15 protein-coding genes and 1 tRNA gene are annotated in these 17,807 nt (G+C 63.3%); 4 read left to right on the plus strand and 12 right to left on the minus strand.

Features of this window, described 5'->3' with window-relative positions; all coding sequences use genetic code 11:
- From pstA to AC3EML_RS00995, 4 genes are all read right to left on the minus strand, one after another.
- Entirely contained in the window at positions 1-1,317 is a 1,317-nt protein-coding gene (gene pstA, locus AC3EML_RS00980) for a phosphate ABC transporter permease PstA (RefSeq protein WP_352522075.1), read from the minus strand.
- A complete protein-coding gene (pstC, locus tag AC3EML_RS00985; RefSeq protein ID WP_352522074.1) occupies positions 1,314-2,774 on the minus strand; it encodes a phosphate ABC transporter permease subunit PstC in 1,461 nt (486 codons plus the stop codon). Before pstC ends, pstA begins: the two co-directional genes overlap by 4 nt.
- 95 nt (positions 2,775-2,869) lie before the next feature.
- Entirely contained in the window at positions 2,870-3,898 is a 1,029-nt protein-coding gene (locus AC3EML_RS00990; protein ID WP_023670113.1) for a substrate-binding domain-containing protein, read from the minus strand.
- Between the two features lie 497 nt (positions 3,899-4,395).
- Positions 4,396-8,904, minus strand: a complete 4,509-nt coding sequence (locus AC3EML_RS00995) for a PAS domain-containing hybrid sensor histidine kinase/response regulator (RefSeq protein ID WP_352522073.1) — start codon at positions 8,902-8,904, stop codon at positions 4,396-4,398.
- A gap of 242 nt (positions 8,905-9,146) precedes the next feature.
- On the opposite strand from AC3EML_RS00995, the gene AC3EML_RS01000 reads away from it, so the two are divergent.
- Positions 9,147-9,503 (plus strand): hypothetical protein, encoded by a 357-nt coding sequence (locus tag AC3EML_RS01000; protein WP_023670115.1) that lies wholly within the window; start codon positions 9,147-9,149, stop codon positions 9,501-9,503.
- Between the two features lie 118 nt (positions 9,504-9,621).
- On the opposite strand, the gene AC3EML_RS01005 is transcribed toward AC3EML_RS01000, so the two are convergent.
- Positions 9,622-10,137, minus strand: coding sequence for a DUF2865 domain-containing protein (locus tag AC3EML_RS01005; RefSeq protein ID WP_352462183.1), 516 nt, complete (start codon positions 10,135-10,137; stop codon positions 9,622-9,624).
- A 297-nt stretch (positions 10,138-10,434) separates the two neighbouring features.
- On the opposite strand from AC3EML_RS01005, the gene AC3EML_RS01010 reads away from it, so the two are divergent.
- On the plus strand, positions 10,435-10,650 hold the full coding sequence (locus tag AC3EML_RS01010; protein ID WP_023690098.1) for a hypothetical protein: 216 nt from the start codon (positions 10,435-10,437) through the stop codon (positions 10,648-10,650).
- 135 nt (positions 10,651-10,785) lie between these two features.
- Here AC3EML_RS01010 and AC3EML_RS01015 read toward each other — a convergent pair whose 3' ends face one another.
- From AC3EML_RS01015 to AC3EML_RS01040, 6 genes are all read right to left on the minus strand, one after another.
- Positions 10,786-11,187 (minus strand): hypothetical protein, encoded by a 402-nt coding sequence (locus tag AC3EML_RS01015; RefSeq protein WP_488505387.1) that lies wholly within the window; start codon positions 11,185-11,187, stop codon positions 10,786-10,788.
- Positions 11,188-11,374: 187 nt separating this feature from the next.
- On the minus strand, positions 11,375-12,256 hold the full coding sequence (locus tag AC3EML_RS01020; protein WP_023828378.1) for a glutathione S-transferase family protein: 882 nt from the start codon (positions 12,254-12,256) through the stop codon (positions 11,375-11,377).
- A 25-nt stretch (positions 12,257-12,281) separates the two neighbouring features.
- Positions 12,282-12,863: a VOC family protein gene (locus AC3EML_RS01025; RefSeq protein ID WP_023711666.1), complete on the minus strand. Its 582-nt coding sequence runs from the start codon at positions 12,861-12,863 to the stop codon at positions 12,282-12,284.
- Positions 12,864-13,453: 590 nt separating this feature from the next.
- Positions 13,454-13,528 (minus strand) — tRNA-Glu (locus tag AC3EML_RS01030).
- A 92-nt stretch (positions 13,529-13,620) separates the two neighbouring features.
- Positions 13,621-14,028, minus strand: a complete 408-nt coding sequence (locus AC3EML_RS01035; protein ID WP_352522072.1) for a VOC family protein — start codon at positions 14,026-14,028, stop codon at positions 13,621-13,623.
- A gap of 13 nt (positions 14,029-14,041) precedes the next feature.
- Positions 14,042-14,422, minus strand: coding sequence for a fimbrial protein (locus tag AC3EML_RS01040; protein WP_352522071.1), 381 nt, complete (start codon positions 14,420-14,422; stop codon positions 14,042-14,044).
- Between the two features lie 25 nt (positions 14,423-14,447).
- Between AC3EML_RS01040 and AC3EML_RS01045 the strand changes: the two genes are divergently transcribed.
- Positions 14,448-15,506: an RluA family pseudouridine synthase gene (locus tag AC3EML_RS01045; protein ID WP_023752902.1), complete on the plus strand. Its 1,059-nt coding sequence runs from the start codon at positions 14,448-14,450 to the stop codon at positions 15,504-15,506.
- A gap of 188 nt (positions 15,507-15,694) precedes the next feature.
- Positions 15,695-16,606 (plus strand): RNA polymerase sigma factor RpoH, encoded by a 912-nt coding sequence (gene rpoH, locus AC3EML_RS01050; RefSeq protein WP_023670124.1) that lies wholly within the window; start codon positions 15,695-15,697, stop codon positions 16,604-16,606.
- 308 nt (positions 16,607-16,914) lie between these two features.
- Here the strand turns inward: rpoH and AC3EML_RS01055 are convergent, their stop codons facing one another.
- The gene (locus AC3EML_RS01055) at positions 16,915-17,787 is read right to left on the minus strand and encodes an MBL fold metallo-hydrolase (RefSeq protein ID WP_023670125.1); all 873 of its coding nucleotides are present in this window, start codon (positions 17,785-17,787) and stop codon (positions 16,915-16,917) included.
- Positions 17,788-17,807: the final 20 nt, after the last annotated feature.

The raw sequence follows: 17,807 nt of genomic DNA on the forward strand, positions 1-17,807 counted from the left end.
CTACCAGCGCCGCTCGAACCGGCGCCGGAGCACGATCGCGGTGATGTTCATGGCCATGAGGAAGACGAGCAGGATGATGATGGCGCCGGACATGCGCTCGACAAAAGCGCGCTCAGCCTCGTTTGCCCACATATAGATCTGAACCGGCAGCGCGGTCGCCGGATCGAAAGGCGTCGTCGGATAATCGGCGACGAAAGCGACCATGCCGATCAAGAGCAGCGGTGCTGTCTCGCCGAGCGCACGCGCCAGGCCGATGATGGTGCCGGTAAGGATGCCTGGGGCGGCAAGCGGCAGGATGTGATGGAACACCATCTGCATCTTGGAGGCGCCGAGACCTAGGGCCGCCGAGCGGATCGACGGCGGCACCGCGGCAAGGGCGGCGCGCGTGGCGATGATTATGGTCGGCAATGTCATCAAGGTCAGCACCAGGCCGCCGACGAAGGAAGCCGAGCGCGGCATGCCGAGGAAGTTGATGAACACGGCAAGGCCAAGCAGACCGAAGACGATCGACGGCACCGCCGCGAGATTGTTGATGTTGACTTCGATCAGGTCCGTAAAGCGGTTCTTCTTGGCGAACTCCTCCAGATAGATGGAGGCGGCGACGCCGATCGGCAGCGCCAGCAACAGCACGATCACCATCATGTAGAACGAACCGATGATGGCCACGCCCATGCCCGACGTCTCGGGCCGGCTGGAGGCGCCATAGCTGAACAGGCCGGTGTTGAAATGCTCGGCCATCGCGCCTTCGGCTTTGAGCTTGTTCATCCAGTCGATCTGCTGGTTGGACACCTTGCGGCGCGCTTCATCGACGCCGAGGTCGATCTGGCCCTTGAAGGCCGAGTCGAGATTGGCGGCGGCCAGGATGTCGACGTCACGCGTCGTGCCGATCACCGACGGATCGGCGGAGACGATGTCGCGCAGCTGGACGCGGGCGCCTTCCGACAGGAAGCCCTTGAGCTTCAGCATCATCGGCTTGTTGGCCGGATCGATGCCGAGCTTGGCCACCAGCGCGTTTTCGGCGAGCTTGGGATAGTTCGCCTTGATCAGCACATTCGGGTCTGTGGCACGCTTGTTCGAGGGGTCGATGACCTTCTCATCGAAGGTGATCGGAAGCGTCACCGTCGTCTGCCAGAAGGCGGTGTAGCCTTTCGAGACGATGGTGATCAACATGATGGCCAGGAACGCCAGGCCCACCGAGATCGCAATCACGCCATAGATGCGGAACCGGCGTTCGGCGGCATAGCGCGCCTTCAGCCCGATGTCGCGGCGCGGACGCGCGACGGCACCCGCCATCGTGTCCAGGGGGATGTCGGTCATTCGTACTGCTCCCGGTACTTGCGCACAATGTAGAGGGCGACGATGTTCATCACCAGCGTCAGCGCGAACAGCGTCAGGCCGAGCGCGAAGGCGACCAGCGTCTGCGGCGAGTTGAACTCGAGATCGCCGGTCAGCTGGTTGACGATCTTGACGGTGATGGTCGTCATCGCCTCGAACGGATTGGCCGTCAGATTGGCGGCGACGCCCGCCGCCAGCACGACGATCATCGTCTCGCCGATGGCGCGCGACGCCGTCAACAGGATGGCGCCGACGATGCCGGGCAGTGCCGCCGGCAGGATCACCCGCTTGATCGTCTCGGAGCGCGTGGCGCCGAGGCCGAGCGAGCCGTCACGCATTGCGCGCGGCACCGCGGTGATGATGTCGTCGGACAAAGAGGACACGACCGGGATCAGCATGACGCCCATCACCAGGCCGGCGGTGAAGATGCTCTGGCCCTGGATGAAGGGCGAGCCGCCGGTGAGTGCCGCCGACAGGTCGCGCAAGAACGGTCCGAGCGTGACCACGGCGAAGATGCCGTAGACGATGGTCGGGATGCCGGCCAGCAGTTCAAGCGCGGGCTTGACCACCGACCGGACGCTGCGCGAGGCGTATTCGGACATGTAGACCGCCGACATCAGCCCGACCGGCACTGCGACCAGAAGCGCGACGGCGGCGATGTAGAGCGTGCCGGCGAGTAGCGGGATCAGGCCGAACTGACCCTGGCTGCCGCCGGAACCGGCGGCGGCGAAACGCGGATCCCACACCGTGCCGAAGAAGAAGCTCATCGGTGATACGCTTTCGAAGAAGGTGATCGTCTGGAACAGCATCGACAGCACGATGCCGACCGTGGTCAGGATGGCGATGGTCGAGGCCGCAAGCAGCCCCCACAGCATCAGCTTCTCGACATTGTTGCGCGCCCTGGCGCGCGGCGCGATCTGCCTCAGCGCATAGAAGGCGCCGGCGACCGACAGCGCGAAGGTCAGCACGGCGCCGAACAGGCCGAGCCGGTCCTGGACCTGGTTCGCCTCGACCGCGATCGGGATCATGTAGTCCTGTGTGTCGCTGGCCAGTGCCACGCCCTTGGCGGCGAGCAGCGGCTGCAATTCGGCGAAAGTAGCGGGAAGTGCGGTATCGCCATCGAGCCGGCGCAAGCCCTTGGCCAGGCTCTTCACCAGGCTGGCGTCGAGCGCTTCGCTGGCGACCTTTGTGTCGGCGGTGCGCTCGGGCAAAGCGGCATGGATATGCCGGTCGAGATAGAAGGAAGAGCCGATATCCCAGACGGCGAGCAAAAGGACGGCAGGCAGGACCGCGAGCAGAAAGGCCCACCAGCCATGATAATGCGCGCGCGAATGCGGCTTGACCTTGCCGGTATCCTGCGCCGCGGCGCGCTGGCGGCCGACCACAAAAGCGACCACGCCTATGGCGATGACTATGGCGAGTACGAGCAAGGACGACATAACCCACCCCAGGGAAAATTCAGATCGCCGCAGCCGTTGCGGCAAGCGGCGAAGTCAGGGCGCGGAGTTCATCCGCGCCCTGATCCGTCCGTTGATTACATTGTCTTTCCAGCGGCGAAGGCGTCGCGCTGGCCCTGACGTTCGGCGTCGGGAGCGGAAACCAGGCCGTACTGGGCGAGCGGGCTTTCCGGGCCGATCATCTGGTCATCAAGGAAGAACTCGACATATTCCTTGAGGCCGGGAACGACGCCCAGATGCGCCTTCTTGACGTAGAAGAACAACGGCCGGGACACGGGGTACGTGCCATCGGCGATGGTCTGCGTCGAAGGCACGATGCCTTCCACGGTAGCGACCTTCAGCTTATCGGCATTGTTCTCGTAGAAGGCGAGGCCGAACACGCCAACGCCGGTCTTGTTGGAGTCGATGCGGGCCAGCGTCTCGGTGTAGTCGCCGTCAATGTCGACAGCCTTGCCGTCTTTGCGGATGGCGATGCAGGTCTTGCCGATTTCCTTGTCGTCGGCGATGCCGGCAGCCTTCAAAGCGGCCTTGTCGCAGCCGGCGTCGAGCAGCTTGGTCTCGAACACTTCACGGGTGCCGTGCTTCTCACCCGGGATATAGGCGGCGATATCCCAGTCGGGCAGCTTCGGATTGACCTGGTTCCACTTGGTGTTCGGGTTGTCGACCAGCTTGCCGTCGACCACCAGCTTGGCGGCGAGCGCCTTGTAGATGTCGGCGGGAACCAGCGCCCAGTCCGGACCCTTGATGTCGGTGGCAAAGACGATGCCGTCATAGCCGATGCGGACTTCCTGGACGTCCTTGACGCCGGCGTCGGCGCAGGACTTCAGCTCGTCCTTCTTGATCGGGCGCGAGGAGTTGGCGATGTCGATCGTGTCTTCGCCGACGCCCTTGCAGAACTCCTTGATGCCGGCGCCGCTGCCGCCGGACTCGACCACCGGGGTCTTGAAGTTGGTGAAGGTTTCGCCGAACTGCTCGGCGACGATCTTGGCGTAAGGCAGCACGGTCGACGAACCGGCGACCTGGATCTGGTCACGCGCAGCGGCGACACCGGACGATGCGGCGAACGCTACCGCCACGGCCGATGCCGTAACGAGGAATTTCTTCATGTGGCCTGCTCCTGTTCGGAAGATGGTCTCTTGGCGCCCTCTTCAAACCGGCGCCCGCTGAGGCCAATAGCCTTCGATTATTACAGTCGCATGACAGTTTCGTGTCAGCCCGGTAACGTCGCACAGACGTCTTGTGGGCCGCACTCTTTAAGCCGGTTGGTGGGAATGGAAGTTGCCGCTGGAATCAGACGCTTGCGCAATTCGTGCTGGCATCAAGTCCCGGCACACCGCAGGCCGCGATGCCGAGAAAGAAAAACCGGACGGGAGCGCGTTGCCCGTGGCCAGAGCGAATCTTGGCCGAGCCATCGCCAAAAACAGGTCCGTTGGGGTAGATTCGACGCTGTTTCTTGTCGGCGGTCGCTTGCTCCCGCCCGTAACTGAATGAGCGGTTTCGTTGCGACCATTGTCCTGACTGGGCGCTAGCTTTGATATGGTGCGATCGCACCATAGCCTTGGCTGTTGCGGCGCGGCCGAATCCCGGCCGGCGCCGTAGGTTGCTATCCAACGTCTCGTTGGGCTTCGCCTGATATGCCGACCCAGCGCTCGACCTTTTCGAGCAGCGCCCTGGGGCTGATCGGCTTGGGCAGATAGTCGTCCATGCCGGCTTCCAGGCAGCGCTCACGGTCGCCCTTCAAGGCATGCGCGGTGACGCCGACGATCGGGATATGCATACCCGTATGTTCTTCCAGCCGGCGAATTGCGGCGGTGGCCTCGAGCCCGTTCATCTCCGGCATCGAGACGTCCATCAGGATCATGCGCGGAGTAAGCCGGCCGAAGGCGTCGAGCGCCTTGCGGCCGTTGCCGACGATTTCGAAACTGTAGCCGGTTTCGCCGATTATCTGGGTGAACACCATCTGGTTCACCTCATTGTCTTCGGCAACGAGGATGTCGAGCCGGCGTTCGTCCCCGGCGGCCCGGGCGCGGGCACGAACCGGCGGCGGTTGCAGCAAGGCGCGTTCCGATGCAGCGAGCGGCGGCTTTGCCGGCGACGGTTCGTTCCTGCCGCCGCCGGAACCGCTGCTTGCCGCCGGCAGCACACGGCCGTCCGTGATATTGTGATGGTGCCGCTGGATGGTGGCGACCAGCGTTTCCAGAAGCACCGAGGAACGCGCCGGCTTGATCAGCTGGGCGTCGATGCCGAGATCGCGATAGCTGGTGTTGGCGAGCGACTGGTCGACCGAGGTCAGCATGATGATCGGCGTGTCGGCCAGCCCTGCGGTGTTGCGCACGACGCGCGCCATTTCGGCGCCGCTCATCCCCGGCATCTGATAATCGAGCACGACGCAGTCGACCGGCACGCCGTAGGCAGCCGCGGCGACCAGCACCTTGAGCCCTTCGGGTCCGCTTTCGGCGGCGCAGGAATCGAAGGTCCATGACGCCATCTGCTCGCTCAGGATCGATCGGTTGACGGCATTGTCGTCGACGATCAGCACCCGTGAGCCGGTCACGTCGACCGGCATGATCCGCCGTCCGGTCTGTTCCTCGGCCCTGGGCAATGTCACGGTGAACCAGAAGGTCGAGCCCTTGCCTTCGGCGCTCTCGACACCGATCTCGCCGCCCATCAACTCGACCAGCCGCGAGGTGATGGCGAGCCCGAGCCCTGTGCCTTCGTGGCGTCTGGTCGACGAGGTGTCGGCCTGACTGAATTTTTCGAAGACGAGCTTTAATTTCTGCTGCGGAATGCCGATGCCGGTGTCGGTGACCGAAACGGTAAGCTTTGTCCCCGTCGGCCCCCTTTGTCCGGTCACGTCGACCAGCACGTGGCCTTCGTCGGTAAACTTCACCGCGTTGCCGACCAGATTGGTGACGATCTGCCTGACGCGACCGACATCGCCGACGAACAGGCTTCCCAGGCCCGGCTCGACGCGCACGATGAGCTCGAGGTCCTTCTCCTTGGCGCGCGTCGATATCAGCGTCGCCACATCCTCGATCGCTTCGGGCAGGTTGAAGGGCGCAGGGTCGAGCACCAGCTGTCCGGCATCGATCTTGGAGAAGTCCAGTATGTCGTTGATGATGGTCAAGAGCGCGTTACCCGATTTGACGATGATGTCGGTGAACGTCTTCTGCTTGGGATCGAGGTCGGATTTTGCCAGCAACTCGGCCATGCCGAGCACGCCGTTCATCGGCGTGCGGATTTCGTGGCTCATATTGGCCAGGAATTCCGACTTGGCGCGGTCGGCCAACACGGCGCGCTGCCGCGCCTCGCGCAGTTCGGCCTCGCGCAGCTTCAGTTCGGTGATGTCGGTGGTCGACCCAATCAGATAGAGCGAACCATCGGACGCGATCATCGCGCCCTTGCGGGCGAACTGGTGGCGCACGCTGCCGTCGGCAAGCGTCACCGTTTCCTCGATCTCCTGTGTATCGCCTGTGCGCAGCACGGCGAGATCGCTGTTGACGAAGGCTTCGCCGTCCTCGCCGAAAATCTCGATGTCCGTCTTGCCGATCGCGTCTTCCCTGCGGAGGCCGGTGAGGTCGCACCAGCCCTTGTTGACGTAGAACTGCCTGAGGTCGGAGCGCTTGGCGTAGATCGACACCGGCACGTTGTCGATGAGATTGCGGAACACCTCGTTCTCGCGCATGCTCTCTTCCAGCGCCTGCTCGCGTGCCTTGACGTCGGTGATGTCGGTGCTGGAGCCGACCAGGTGCACCGACCCATCGAGCGCCACCAGCCGGCTCTTGCGCGTCATCAATTGCCGCACCGTGCCGTCGCGGTGGGTAACGGGCTCCTCGATCTCGCGGCCGCGGCCGGTGACGACGACCTCGGTGTCGTCATGGGTGTAGGTTTCGGCGTCGTCGATGCCGAAAAGCTGGAGATCGGTCCGGCCGATGACTTCCTCCTTGGGGATGCCGGTCAGCGCGCACCAGGCCTTGTTGACGAATTCCATGCTCAGATCCTGCGCCTTGATGAAGGCTGCGACCGGCAGTTCGTCCATGACGTGGCGGAACAGGTCGATCTGGCGCATGCTTTCCTGCAGCGCCTTTTCGCGGCTCTTGATCTCCGAGATGTCGACGCGCACGCCGATGAAGGTGCCGTCCTCGGTGCGCATATCGTAGACCTGATACCAGCGGCCGTCGGGATTGCACCGTTCGTAGGAGGAGTTCGGCAGGCGGTAGCGGGCGAGAATGGCATCCAGCCAGATGTCTCGATCACCGTCATAGAGCTTGTCGGTCTCCGGATCGCCGCTGAAGCGGAAATATCCCACGGAATGTCCGAGTTCCAGGGCCTCGCGGAAGCTGCGGCCGGGCTGCCATGCCGGTTTCAGCTCCGGCAGCGTGTCCTGCAGCTTGCGGTTTGCAAAGACGAACTTGTCGTCGCGGTCATAGATGATGACGGCCGCCGGCAGCGACTCCAGCACCGTGGTGAGGTTCTTGCGGGCGTCCTCGGCTTCGGTCTCGCGGCGCTTCATGTCGGAGATGTCGAACAGGAAACCGGCGACATAGTTGCGGCCGCTGGGCATGCCGACGCGGTTCTTGCGCACGATGCGCGAGCGGCTGGCGCCCTCGGCGTCGAAAGTCTCCTCGACCTCGTAGGGCGTGCCGGTCGCCAGCACGGCGCGTTCGCTGTCTTCGAATTGGGCGGCGTCCTTTTGCTTGAGGAAGTCGCCGCCGGGCCTGCCCAGCATCGCTTGCGGGCTCTGTCCGAACAGTGCCGAAAACGCCTCATTGACGAAGACGAAACGCAGATTGTCGTCCTTGACGAAGATCGGGTCCTTGACGCCGTTGATCACCGCCTCGGCCAGCCGCGATTTCTCCAGCGCTAGGGCGAGTTCAGCCTCGCGATCTTTCATGTTGGTGACGTCGACATAGGAGATCAGCCTTTTGCCGCCGGCGAGCGGCGCCAGCGATGCAATCAGCGTACGGCCGTCATTGCGTGGCAATTGCCTGGAGCCCACCAGGCCGGCCGAGATTTCTGCTTCGCGCTCGGCGATGTGGCCCTGCCATTCGGCATCGTCAGCACCGTAAGGGTCCATATCGCGGCTGGCCTGCATCAGTTCGCGGAAGCCGCAGCCGATGCCGGCGCGTCGGGGATCGATTTCCCAGAAATCATAGAAGGCGCGGTTGATCACCTCCGCGCGCATCTCCGCATCGAGGACGAGCACGCCGATCGGCATCTGGTCGACCATCGTGCGAAGATTGGCGAAGGTCTCCGTAATTTTGGCGTTGGCACTCTCGATCTCGGCGTCGCGACGCTTGAGCTCGGAGACGTCGTAGTAGGTCAACAGCCGCTTGCCGCCGGACAACGCCGTCACGGAGAACATCATCGTCCTGCCATTGGCATGGAGAAATTCGCGTGGCGCAACCGAGCCGGCGCTGATCTCCTCGATGCGGGTGGCTAGGTAGTGCTGCCACTGCTGTTCATCGAGATCGCCGTAGATGCCGTTGCGGCGGTTGAGTTCCATCAACAGGCTGAACGGCGCGCCGACCGTGACGGCGCCGTCGGGAATCCTGGAGAGCTCGCGATAGGCCTTGTTGACGATGAGCGTGTCGAACTTCGCGTCAAGCACCACGACGCCCATATGCATGGCATCCATTGTCCGCTCGAGATCGGCGAGGTGCTGCGTAGCCTCGCCGGCCGGCGGATCGCTCTCGTCCTGCCGCAGTTCGTCCAGCGCACCGGCCAGTGCCGTGACGTTGCGGCCGATCCCGCGATAGCCGATGAATTCGCCTTCGCCGTCGAACCGCGGGGAACCGGTGATCGAAACCCAGCGGCAGCCGGGACGGCCGCCCTTCAACTCATAAACAAAGTCGCGAAACGGCCGATGCGCCTGCAGATCCTCCAGATGCGCGGCGGCGTGTCGATTGCCGTGCACCATCTGCTTGAGGAAATCGAAGCGGAAACGGCCAAGAATGCTGGCGGGATCGATGCCGGTGGCGGCCTGGTAGTTCTCCGAAAGCCAGGAAAAGCGCAGCTCGGCGTCGGTCTCCCAGACCCAGTCGGCGCCGGCCCCGACCAGTTCGCGCAGCGCTTCGGGCGGACCCCCGACGGACGTATCCTCGCCGTTCACCACCCCTTTTCGGGAACCGCGTCCGCCGCGTGTTCCAACAGTCCCGTCAGCCATCCCGTTCCCACCCCGAAAGCCAAGGCCGAACCCCCTCAGCGGTTCGCCGGCGGAATGTGCCCGAGAAGCATTAATGATCCGCTAACCATAACCAATCCAGACTGCGGCCAGAGCCACATTGCCCTGCGGTATTCCGCCGGTTGTCGGCGGAACCCCGGCCGGGCTATAAGTCGGCGGGGGTGTTGCTGATGACCGGTTGGATCGTGCCTTGTTTCCTGTGCATGGCGCTGCTTGCGGGCAGCGGCTGCGCACGCAGCTATGACGGCACGGTGGTGATCCCGAAGCCGCTCGATATCAGGCGGGTCTGGGATCGCGATCCGTCGCAGACTGAGGCCAGCCGGATGCAGGCGGCAGCCGGTGTGTTTCCGACGCCGCCGCCGCAGGAGCCCTACCGGCCCGCGGCACGCAGGCACACGACACAAATAGCTGCGCCAAGGCGGCACGTCAGGTCCAGCCCTCCCAGCATGGCTTCCGAACCGGCCAATCCGCTCACCTGCAAGAATGTCAGCGAACCCGGCAAACGCTACAGGATGGTTTGCGAATAGCTGGTACTAGTGCAATTCCAGGAAAAGTGTGAAACGGTTTTCCGTCCGGAATTGCGTAAAACAAAGACATAGAGCGGTTCGCCGTTTCGGTGAAACGGTGAAACGCTCTAGGCGCAGGTTACTCCGCCGGGAAGAAAGCCGGCCCGACCACCCTGACCGGCCGCGAGCCGGCCAATGGCTCGACCGATTGTCGCTGGGCGGCGCCCCTGGCCTCTGCAGCGTCTGCGCCAGGCTGGAGAAGTTGCGCCACGGTGCCAAGATCCGGCTTCGCTGACGGCAAAGGAATGATCGCGTTGGCCATATTGGCTGGCGTCACCGTGCGCGCTCTCAGTTCGGCAACGCGCCGGTGATAGCGCTTGAGGTCGCAGGCCCTGAAGTTCGCATCATCGCGATATTTGAAGGCCGTCGGCAGGTCCTTGTAGGATGTGCGCGTATCGAGCGCGACCATCTCTTCGGTTTCAAGGCTTGGGTCACTGAGCATGTACAGGTCGACGCCGGCATCGTCGCAGATGTAGCGGCACTGATCGACCATCTCCTTGACATCGCCGCCTTGCACGAACTGCGATTTCGGCGCCGGGAAGAAATAGCCGTCGGAGAGACGAACGCAAAACAGCATCGAATTGCTGCCGATCATGGCACCAGCCGGACGCTGTCTTTGTTGCCCGGCGGCGGGCCTGCAGCCGAGCGCGACGAGCCTGGCCTGCAGTCCGGACGTATCCCGGCGCGAAATCGCGGCGCCGGCGATCTGGCGTTGCACCCGAGTGTATTATGCCGGTTCCTGTAAATTCGCTATTACACTTTTGTTTCAAGATGAGACGAAGCCAAGCTCGGGCGAGCCAGGCCGCCCGCAACCATCGATCCCGCGTTATCGGCCCTTGCGGATGAAACCTTTCTCCGGTGTCTCGCGTTGTGTCGGGCAAAGGAGACGAAGATGTCTATTCACTTCACTGTCTCTGGCCTGACCAGGAACCTGTTCCACTCGCTGGGGCTGGACCATGAGCGGGCGCCGAGAGCGCTCGATCCCGAACAGAGCCTGTTGCTGGAATGCTATCTGGCCGGACAGATTCCGGAATCCGCCTGGGCCGACTACGTCTTCGAGACGCCGGAACTGCAGCGGCATGTCGATATCAGACGCCCGCACAACTGATCAGAGCAACTTCAGGAAAAGTGTGAGTCGTTTTTCCGGGAAAAGCGCGTAGCGCTTTCCCCTGGGAATTGCGTCAAGACAACGAGAGAGGGGGTCGCCGTTTCTGTGAAAACGGTGAAACGCTCGCCCGCTCGCCTACTGCTTGGGCGAAGCGAATTGCACGGTGAAGACATTGCCCGCGACGCCTTGCGCCAGCGTCGGCGAGAAGCTCAACGGGAGGCACTTTTGCAGGGCAGTGGTTGCGGCGTCGACGAACGGCTTCCTGGTATCGGCATCGCCATCGACCTTGATCGCCGTCGGCCGCGGCGGACCGATCAGCGTGCCGTCGCGCTTGAAGCTGAAGCTCAAGGTGACGCTGGCATTTCCAACACCCGCCGGCGGCGTCCAGCACGCCTGGATGGCATCGCCGACCTCCGCCATCGTGTCGAGCGGCGCGGCATTGCACGGGTAGCCTCCGACCAACACAACACCGGCAATCGCAAACACTCTCGCTACGCCCTTCGTCGCAAAGCTCCTCGTGTGTCGTCCGCCGACCATGATGGTAGGGTCGAAGCAGACGATGGCAATATGCCTGATGCCAGACTTTACGGCATGAGACGCGCCTGATGGCGCATCGGCGAAAAGCAAAAGGCCGGCATTGCGCCGACCTTTCCCTTCACCCTTGCGCCAGTACATCCGTGGTCGCGCGGTGCCTTCAATAGACAGCGTTTTGGTTAATGAATCCTTAGCGTTGCGCGTTGGCCTGCGACTTCACATAGGCAATGTAGCCGCGCACGTCGCCGGCCGGCTCGGCATAGGCCTGGCCGAGTTTCTTCTCCATCGCAGCGACATACTCCATGGCCCATTTGGGCAGCGCATAGTCGATGACGGCCAGGAACTCCAGCGTCGATGCCAGGCGTATGTCGGCGATCGACGGGTGCTTGCCGCCGATGAACGGCTTGCCGTCCCTGAAGAAGGAGTGAAACACCTCCAGCGGCTCGGCAATTGCCGCCATGGCGGCCTTCTGCGCCTCGGACTTCTTCTCCGGATGGGCGTCGCTATGGCCGACCTCGCCGGCATAGTGCGGGAAACCCAGCGCCGGATAGGTGGCGCGCGCCACATACGGGTAGAGCGTGCCGATCAGGTAGAACATGGCGCTGTCGACCATCGCCCGCTTGGCCGGCGCCTTGGGATAGAATTTCTCCAGCCCGTGCTTGTTGGCGAGATACTGCATGATGGCGCAGCTCTCCCACAGCACGCCGCGCGGCAGCCCCTTGTCCTCGATCATCGGCGTCAGATGCGCCGGATTGCGCGCCATATATTCCGGCGACCGGGTATGGCCCCAGGCGTCGGTCTCGGCGGCGTCGAACCCGGCCGCACGGGCAAACACCCGAACGGTCATGTTGTTGACGCTTGGCTTCAGCATCGAGAGCTTCAGCGCCGGTTTTTTCGCCGCCTTGGCCTTCGGCGCGGATTTCTTGGCAGCCGGCCTCGTCGCGGTTTTCGCGGCCGGCTTTGCGGCTGCCTTCGGCGCGGCCTTTACCGCCGCTTTTGCCGCCGGCTTCGCAGCCGCTTTTGCCGCAGGCTTGGGCGCTGATTTGCCAGCGCTCTTAACTGTCTTTGCCATTGTGGTCCTCCCCTTTTGCTGGCCGTCAGTATGGATTCTTCGGCGTCCGGTCGTCCGACAAGGTCGCGCGCGACCGTTCGACCAGCGTCTGGATCGCGTCGGCAAGGTGCACTTCGGCGATGTTGTAGTCGCCGCGCGCAACGCGCAGCTTGTGCGCCTGCATCAAGACGTCGGCATGGGTGAAGCCGGCCGGCGGCTCGAAGCGGTAGGACGCCAGCTCGATCAGAAGGCCGAGCGGATCCTCGAAATAGATCGAATCCATGAAGCCGCGATCCTTGACGCCGCTGTGCTTGATGGCGCGCTCGTCGAGCCGGGCGACCGCCTGCAGGAAGGTCACGCGCGACACCGAGAACGCAATATGATGGACGCAGCCCGGTTCGGTGGGCGTGCGCCGCTTGACCGGCGTGCGGCTCTCGTCGGTGAAGACGGTGATCAACCTGCCGTCGCCGGGATCGAAATAGAGATGACTTTCGCTTGGCTTGTCGAGGTTGGGCTGCTCGAAGATGAACGGCATGCCGAGCACGCCCTCCCAGAAATCGATCGAAGTCTGGCGCCCGGCGCCGACGAGGGTGATGTGATGGACGCCCTGCGACTGCAGTTTCTGCATCGGTCTCCTCCTCGCCGACCCTCGCCTATGTTCCCCGGCGTCTTGCGCGCCGCAACGCCCTTTGGCGAGGCTTCGTACATGATGCTAGTGCAATTGGCAGCGCCGCGCCAGAAGCTCGCGGAGACTGCCGGCGCTGGATGGTGAAAGGGGTTTGAGTTGCATGACCTGAGGCTATGCAACGGCTCTGAGATCGGCTTCCGCCAGCGTTCCCAGGCCCGCGCATTCGGCGCATGCCATCGTCTGCCCGGGACAGCCGGCCCGGTGCGTGCCTTGCGGGCAGCAATGCCCTTTCGACTCACGCCATTTCAAGCAATCGAAAACCTGCCCGCTGCCGTGACAGCACGGGCATATCATTTTTGCCGAATTCATGCCTGCTATGCCAAACCAAATCCGCGTTGCCGCAGATGCTATCCCCGCACCGCAAGTAACAGAGATCGCTACGCTTTCAAGCGTCGCGGCCTGACTTAAATTGGGTGTATTCGGGTGCGCGGACTTGCCGAATTTCGCTGATGCGCCGACCCTCGCGGTCACACGCGATCCGCGCGGCTGCTGCCCGAAATTTTCGATGATGCGGAAGGAAAGTCGTTGCTTGGTACGCCCAAGGGGAATCGAACCCCTGTTCCCGCCGTGAGAGGGCGGTGTCCTGACCGCTAGACGATGGGCGCGTTCAAGAACCGGCGATATAGGCTGACGGTTTGGAAAAAGCAACTGGGCTTGGAACGGCCGGACCGCTTCTGTGTAATGTCGCTTCGCGAACCTAGCGTTTCGGCTCGATCAGGTCCCACAGATTGCCGTAGAGATCGGCGAAAACCGCCACGGTACCGTAAGGCTCATGGCGTGGCGTTTCGTGGAAGTCGACGCCGTTTTCCAGCATGGTCGCATGGTCACTGTCAAAATCATCGGTTTCGAGAAACAAAACCACGCGGCCTCCGGTCTGGTCGCCGACGCGGCTCTTCTGCACATCGTCCAATGCTTCCGCCAGAAGCAGCCGGGGCCCTTGCCCGACCGCCGGCGTTACCGTCACCCAGCGCTTGCCGTCGCCGAGCTCGATGTCGTCGCAGAGGACAAAGCCAAGCTTGCCGACATACCAGGCGATCGCCTCGTCATAGTCGGCGACGACGAGCGTGATGGTTGCGATGCGGCGATGTTCGGCAAACCCGGTCATAGTTTCGGCCCGGCTATTTGTTGCGGATGGCGAAGCGGCCGATGATACGGCGCTCGGCGATGTCGTAGACGAAGATGGTGCGGCTGCCGTCGCTGAGCTCGGCGTCGATCGAAATGCGATTGCCCGACAGAGCCTGGCTGATCACCTTGGCTCCGACCGGGAGCACTATGTCGGCCGCGAGCGGCTCGCCGGGCGGAACTGGAATGTCGTTGGCGAGCGGCGGGTTCGCGGGCGGCGCCTTGCGCGATTTGTAGACAATGGCCGCGATCACCACCATAAGGGCCAGCAAAAGCAGGCCGATATTGATGGCCATGAAGCGGATGAGCCTGCCGCGCACCTTTTCGATCTCGGGATCGAGCGGCTTTTCTTCTTCATCGGCAACGGGCCGGGCCATGGCAGAACTTTCCGGAACTTTTTCGATGAGCGCTCATAACGAAGAGACCCCTGAATTGATAGAGGCTGGACAATTCATAGAGGCGGCGCCGACCGTGCTCGAAGCCGGCGCGGAAGCGGCCGGCCAGCGCCTCGACCAGTGGCTGGCGAGCGCCCTCGGGCCTGACATGTCGCGCAGCCGGGTGCAGATGCTGATCCGGCAAGGTGCCGTTTCGATCGACGGCAAGCCGGTCGACGAGACCAAGCGCAAGATGAGTGCCGGCGAGCGCGTATCGGTCGTCATGCCCGAGCCGGAACCGGCCGAACCGCAAGGCGAGGCCATCGCGCTCGACGTGCTTTATGAGGACGACGAGCTGATCGTCATCAACAAGCCGGCCGGCCTCGTCGTCCATCCCGGCGCCGGCAACTGGACCGGCACGCTGGTCAATGCCCTGATCCACCACTGCGGCGACAGTCTTTCAGGCATTGGCGGCGTCAGGCGGCCGGGCATCGTCCATCGGCTGGACAAGGAAACCAGCGGCGTCATGGTGGTGGCTAAGACCGACCGCGCCCACAAGGCGCTGTCGGAGGCCTTTGCCGACCACGGCCGCACCGGCGACCTCGAACGTGCTTATTTGGCGCTGGTTTGGGGCATCCCTCCACGGCCGACCGGAACGGTCGACGCGCCGCTTGGCCGTGCCGCCGACCGCGTGCGCCGCGCCGTCGTGCCGGAAGGCCGTGACGATGCCCGCCGCGCCGTGACCCATTTCACCGTCAAGGAGCGTTTCGGCGAGGGCCAGCAGTCGTTCGCCACCGCCAGCCTGGTCGAATGCCGGCTGGAAACCGGCCGCACCCACCAGATCCGCGTTCACATGGCCCATATCGGCCATCCCGTCATCGGTGACCCCGATTACGGCCAGGCCTTCCGCACCAAGGCCAACCGGCTGCCCGAACTGCTGAAGGGTCAGGTCAAGGCATTTTCCAGGCAAGCTTTGCATGCCTGGCTTCTTGCATTTCGGCACCCGGCTACCCATTTATCGATGAGGTTCGAGGCGCCGATACCGGGGGACATGGAGGAACTCGTCGGCGGCTTCCGCAAGCTCTGAACCAGCCAGCTAAAACCTGAGCGGCATTGTTCACTTCAGCGTGACACACTGTTTCGTGTTGAACAAATGCCTGTCTTTTCTGGTTTTGTTCCTATATAAATCAGTTGCCGCGGGCGAGCCTTTTGGTGCTCGCGTCACATGCCCGCCGCGTTTCGGGGGCATAACTCCAATAGAGAGGGGGCGCAATCATGGCCCAGTCACTACCCAGTATTGTTTCCGGCGAAGGCGGCCTCAGCCGCTACCTGGAAGAAATCCGCCGCTTTCCCATGCTTCAGCCGCAGGAAGAGTACATGCTCGCCAAGCGCTACGCCGAGCATGAAGACACCAGCGCTGCGCACAAGCTCGTCACCAGCCACCTTCGGCTCGTTGCCAAGATCGCCATGGGCTATCGCGGCTACGGCCTGCCGATCGGCGAAGTGATCTCGGAAGGCAATGTCGGCCTGATGCAGGCCGTCAAGAAATTCGAACCCGAGCGTGGCTTCCGCCTCGCGACCTACGCCATGTGGTGGATCAAGGCCTCGATCCAGGAGTACATCCTGCGCTCGTGGAGCCTGGTCAAGATGGGCACGACCGCCAATCAGAAGCGCCTGTTCTTCAACCTGCGCAAGGTGAAGGGCAAGATCCAGGCGCTGGACGATGGCGACCTCAAGCCCGACCAGATCACCGAGATCGCCACCAGGCTGAACGTGTCGGAAGCCGAAGTCGTGTCGATGAACCGCCGCCTGTCGGGCGACGCGTCGCTGAACGCGCCGATCCGCGCCAGCGAAGGTGAATCCGGCGAATGGCAGGACTGGCTGGTCGATGACCACGAAAGCCAGGAAGACATGCTGATCGAGCAGGACGAGCTGGAAAACCGCCGCGGCATGCTGTCGGGCGCTCTGGCCGTGCTCAACGATCGTGAGCGGCGCATCTTCGAGGCCCGCCGCCTCGCCGAGGAGCCACTGACGCTGGAAGAGCTGTCGTCCGAGTTCGACATCAGCCGCGAGCGCGTGCGCCAGATCGAGGTGCGCGCCTTCGAGAAGGTGCAGGACGCGGTCAAGGCCGCCGCCAAGCGCCAGATGCAGGCGCTGCGCACGATCGAGGCGCAGCCCGCGGCGTAAAGCCGGGTTCGGCTAAGGAACAGAAGGCGGCGTCGGGAAACCGGCGCCGCCTTTTTTGTTTTGTCGTCCGTCGGCGGTTAGCGAAAGTCGGGCAACAGCTGATCTCCCCCCTTGAGGGGGAGATGTCCGGCAGGACAGAGGGGGGCGTGACGGATCGCAGCTTGCGATTTTAACTATCCCCAACCTGGAATTGTTCGAGCACACAGCAAAGGTCGGCGGGACAGCACCCCCCTCTGCCCTGCCGGGCATCTCCCCCTCAAGTGGGGAGATTGGCAGCTTCGGCGACGGCGCCTACAGCATGAACCGATCTACAGCCCATCCAGCGGAAACTTGAGATACCTTCGGCCATTGGCCTCTGGTTCCGGCAGCCTCCCGCCATTCATGTTGACCTGCAGCGCATGCAGGATCAGCCGCGGCATCGGCAGTGTCTTGTCGCGCGCTTCGCGCAAGGCGACGAACTCGGCTTCGCTGCGCGCCGCAACGAGGTGGATATTCTTTGCCCTCTGCTCGGCGACCGTGCTCTCCCAGCACGGCTCGCGCCCGCCGGCCTGATAGTCGTGGCCGACGAACACGCGCGTATCGTCCGGCAGCGCCAGAATGCCCTCAATCGAATGCCACAGCCGCGCGGCACTGCCGCCGGGAAAGTCCGTCCTTGCCGAGCCGCTGTCGGGCATGAACAGCGTGTCGTGGACGAAGGCTGCGTCGCCAATGACATAGGTGATCGAGGCGAGCGTGTGGCCGGGCGAGAACAGCACCTTGACCGGCAGGTTGCCGATCATGAACGTTTCGCCTTCCCCAAACAGCCGGTCCCACTGCGAGCCGTCTGCGGGGAAATCCGGCCAGTTGTAGATCGCCTTCCACAGCGCCTGGACTTCGACGATCCTGTCGCCGATCGCCGTCGGCGCGCCGGTCTTTTCCCGGAGATAGTGCGCCGCCGAGAAATGATCGGCATGCGGATGGGTGTCCAGAATCCACTCGAGCTCCAGCCCGTTTTCGCGGATAAAATCCAGCAAGGCGCCGGCATTCTTCGTCGCCGTCGCGCCGGATTTTTCGTCGAAGTCGAGGATCGGGTCGATGACGGCGCAGCGTCTCGTCACCGGGTCGGTGACGACATACTGGATGGCGCCGGTCGGCTTGTCGTAGAAGCCGGCGACCTCAGGTTTGGCCGAAGCGATGTCCAATGTCCGGCCCCCCTGCCCCT

The organism is Mesorhizobium sp. P170090, from assembly GCF_057786115.1.